The 4,195-nt window shown below is 55.3% G+C and carries 3 protein-coding genes and 1 pseudogene; 2 read left to right on the top strand and 2 right to left on the bottom strand.

The features are described 5' to 3' along the window. The first annotated feature begins 175 nt into the window (after positions 1–175). Positions 176–625: a hypothetical protein gene (locus ACRCWW_RS11405; protein WP_438682522.1), complete on the top strand. Its 450-nt coding sequence runs from the start codon at positions 176–178 to the stop codon at positions 623–625. 50 nt (positions 626–675) lie between these two features. Here the strand turns inward: ACRCWW_RS11405 and apbC are convergent, their stop codons facing one another. Next, on the bottom strand, positions 676–1,785 hold the full coding sequence (apbC, locus tag ACRCWW_RS11400) for an iron-sulfur cluster carrier protein ApbC (protein WP_438682521.1): 1,110 nt from the start codon (positions 1,783–1,785) through the stop codon (positions 676–678). Between the two features lie 162 nt (positions 1,786–1,947). Between apbC and metG the strand changes: the two genes are divergently transcribed. After that, complete coding sequence (gene metG / locus ACRCWW_RS11395; RefSeq protein WP_438682523.1) at positions 1,948–3,984, top strand: methionine--tRNA ligase; 2,037 nt, start codon at positions 1,948–1,950, stop codon at positions 3,982–3,984. Between the two features lie 84 nt (positions 3,985–4,068). Here metG and ACRCWW_RS11390 read toward each other — a convergent pair. After that, positions 4,069–4,195: pseudogene (locus ACRCWW_RS11390) on the bottom strand (IS110 family transposase); the annotation flags it as partial.

Raw genomic sequence — 4,195 nt, 5'->3', positions numbered from 1 at the left:
AACAGCAAAATAAGGCTGCTAAGGATAAAGGCCAGAGGCTATCGAAACCGGGAGCGATTTAAACTGGGGGTGATGTTCCATTACGGGAAGCTGGATATGACGTTCTGAGCCTCCCACCATGATCGGGGAAGACCCATATAAAAACAGTGGTTACGCCATAATGGAGGCGATCGCAATGGAAGCACCAGCAGTCTGGACTCACCCTCTTATGTACGTTGAAGTAGAGCCTGAAAGCAATTTTATCGGCGCGATAAAGCACTGCGAAAATCTCGCAGCCACGGCCCTGGATGAAGAGAATATGCTGACGCAACAAGCGCTTTATCTGCGTCTGCACCAATGTCTGAGCCAGCTTCACCCCGTACTGAACGATCCCATCCCTGAAGCGCAGGTCGAACAGTTTACCGCCAGTGTTCGGCCCGAAATCTCACCCTCAATGGACACGGAAAGTGACTTGCTGTGTGAATATTGCATCGCGTTAAGCGAATTGCTCTCCGGCAGCCCGCGCACCCTGCGCATTGATGAAACGCTACAAGGGTTGCTCTACGATCTCACCAGTTTTTTGGCAGACATCATGCAAGCCCCGCGCTGGCTGAAAACACCGGAAGGGCTGCACCCTTTAGGATAAAAAAAAGCCACCTGAGAAGGTGGCTTGTTGTGGTGCTTCACGCGACGAAATCAGACAGCGCGGAACGCGATATCGCCCGGGATGACTTCGCCTTGCCAGTACAGCTGGGCAACAACACGCCCGGCCAACTGGCGATACAGGCTGGTGAATTCACTGTCAGGACGCGCCACAACGGTTGGCGTGCCGCGGTCGAGATCTTCACGCAGGCTGATGTGCAGCGGCATTTGCCCCAACAGTTGGGTGTGATACTGCTGTGCCAGGCGCTCTGCCCCACCGGTGCCGAAAATCGGTTCGTGGTGGCCGCAGTTGCTGCAAATGTGCATGCTCATGTTTTCGACAATGCCAAGGACCGGGACTTCGACTTTTTCGAACATCACGATGCCTTTTTTGGCATCGATAAGCGCGATGTCCTGCGGGGTGGTGACCACCAGGGCGCCGGTAACAGGAATGTTTTGCGCCAGCGTCAGCTGGATATCACCGGTGCCCGGCGGCATATCCAGCACCAGATAATCCAGATCCGGCCACAGCGTTTCTTGCAGCATTTGCATCAACGCTTTGCTCGCCATCGGGCCACGCCACACCATGGCGTTGTCATCAGTCACCAGATAACCAATGGAGTTGGTGGCCAGGCCAAATTTCACGATCGGCGCCATGTGGGTGCCGTCTGGCGATGTCGGACGCTGATCCTCTGCACCCAGCATCATCGGAATGGACGGGCCATAGATATCAGCATCCAGAATGCCCACCTTCGCCCCTTCGGCGGCCAGCGCAAGCGCGAGGTTCACCGCCGTGGACGATTTGCCCACGCCACCTTTGCCTGAGCTGACGGCAATGATGTTTTTCACGCCGTTAATACCCGGCTGGTTTTTCACGCGTTTAAGCGTGGCGATAGCATGCGACAACTTCCAGTCGATAGCCTTCGCGCCGGTGATGCGCAGCAGCTCAGCGCTGCACTGCTCTTTGAGCTCTTCAAAAGCACTGTGCCAGGCGAAGGGCATCTGGATTTCGATATGCACCGTGTCATCGAGCCACGCCACGTGATGCAGCGCTTTCAGCGCGGTGAGGTTGTGCTTCAGGGTTGGGTGCTGAAAATTGGCCAACGTGCCTGCAACCATCGCACGCAAACGCTCCGGGGATTTGGCCTGGGATTGTGAACTCATCCCGACTCCTTTTAGGTGTTCTGAAAGGTCTAATTGTAACTGCGAGAACCGCTGGCAGGTAATAATTATTCAACTCTGGATTAATGCCCTGCTTGCGTAGCGCAACAAAGGCCAGTTTGGTAATATCGATACCCCTTTCAAAAGCAGGAAGTAATGTTCACTATGACTCAAGTCGCGAAAAAAATTCTGGTAACGTGCGCACTGCCGTACGCCAACGGCTCCATCCACCTCGGTCATATGCTGGAGCATATCCAGGCTGATGTCTGGGTCCGTTACCAGCGAATGCGCGGCCATCAGGTCAATTTCATCTGCGCCGACGACGCCCACGGCACGCCAATCATGCTGAAAGCCCAGCAGCTTGGTATTACCCCGGAGCAGATGATTGCCGAAATGAGTCAGGAGCATCAGACCGACTTTGCAGGCTTTAACATCAGCTATGACAACTACCACTCGACGCACAGCGACGAGAACCGTGAGCTGTCTGAGCTTATCTACGGTCGTCTGAAAGAGAACGGTTTCATTAAGAACCGCACCATCTCTCAGCTCTACGATCCGGAAAAAGGCATGTTCCTGCCGGACCGTTTCGTCAAAGGCACCTGCCCGAAATGTAAATCCCCGGATCAGTACGGCGACAACTGCGAAGTGTGCGGCGCAACCTACAGCCCGACCGAACTTATCGAACCGAAATCCGTGGTGTCCGGCGCAACGCCAGTGATGCGTGAATCTGAACACTTCTTCTTTGACCTGCCATCGTTCAGCGAAATGCTGCAAGCCTGGACCCGCAGCGGCGCGCTGCAGGAACAAGTGGCGAACAAGATGCAGGAGTGGTTTGAACACGGCCTGCAGCAGTGGGATATCTCCCGCGATGCGCCGTACTTCGGCTTCGAAATCCCTGGTGCGCCGGGCAAGTATTTCTACGTCTGGCTGGACGCGCCAATTGGCTACATGGGCTCGTTCAAAAACCTGTGCGACAAGCGCGGCGACACCACCAGCTTCGACGAATACTGGAAAAAAGACTCCGATGCCGAGCTGTATCACTTCATCGGCAAAGATATCGTCTACTTCCACAGCCTGTTCTGGCCGGCCATGCTGGAAGGCAGCGGTTTCCGCAAGCCAACCAACCTGTTCGTCCACGGCTATGTGACGGTGAACGGGGCGAAGATGTCCAAATCTCGCGGCACGTTCATTAAAGCCAGCACCTGGCTGAACCACTTCGATGCTGACAGCCTGCGTTATTACTACACCGCGAAGCTCTCTTCCCGCATCGACGATATCGACCTCAATCTGGAAGATTTCGTCCAGCGCGTGAACGCCGACATCGTCAACAAAGTGGTCAATCTGGCATCCCGTAACGCAGGCTTTATCGCCAAACGTTTCGACGGCGTACTGGCCGCTGAGCTGGCTGACCCGGCGCTGTACAAAACCTTTACCGATGCCGCACAGACTATCGGTGAAGCGTGGGAAAGCCGTGAATTCGGTAAAGCCATCCGCGAAATCATGGCGCTGGCTGACCTCGCTAACCGCTATGTCGATGAACAGGCCCCCTGGGTGGTGGCAAAACAGGAAGGCCGCGATGCTGACCTGCAATCCATCTGCTCCATGGGCATCAACCTGTTCCGCGTACTGATGACTTATCTCAAGCCGGTTCTGCCGCTGCTGTCCGAACGTGCTGAAGCGTTCCTCAACAGCGAACTGAGCTGGGATGCCATCGCGCAGCCATTACTCAGCCACAAGGTGAACACCTTTAAAGCGCTCTATAACCGCATCGACATGAAGCAGGTTGAAGCGCTGGTTGAAGCTTCGAAAGAAGAAGTGAAAGCCCTGAACAGCACCCCGGTGACCGGCCCGCTGGCGGACGATCCGATTCAGGAAACCATCACTTTTGATGATTTCGCGAAAGTCGATATGCGTATCGCGCTGATTGAAAACGCCCGGTTCGTAGAAGGCTCTGACAAGCTGCTGCAACTGACGCTGGACCTGGGCGGCGAGAAGCGTAACGTCTTCTCCGGCATTCGTTCCGCGTATCCAGATCCGCAAGCGCTGATTGGTCGCCTGACCGTGATGGTCGCGAACCTGGCCCCACGCAAAATGCGCTTCGGCATTTCTGAAGGCATGGTGATGGCCGCAGGCCCTGGCGGGAAAGATATCTTCCTGTTAAGCCCGGACAGCGGTGCACAGCCTGGTCAGCAGGTGAAATAAACGAAAAAGCCGGAGCTAGCTCCGGCTTTTTTTATTGCCCGGCGGCGCTACGCTTGCGCAGGCCTACGTTAATTGTAGATACTGTTATGCCACGCAAGCATTTTCCATATGCTGAGTGGCATCGAAAGGGCGTCCTGATTTCAGGACGCCATACGCCACCTGCGCCAGCTTCCGCATCATCGCCCCGATTATTAGCTTCCCATTTTTCCCG

This window comes from Scandinavium sp., assembly GCF_051650185.1.
Taxonomy (GTDB): domain Bacteria; phylum Pseudomonadota; class Gammaproteobacteria; order Enterobacterales; family Enterobacteriaceae; genus Scandinavium.
This window is presented reverse-complemented; position numbering and strand designations above follow the sequence as displayed.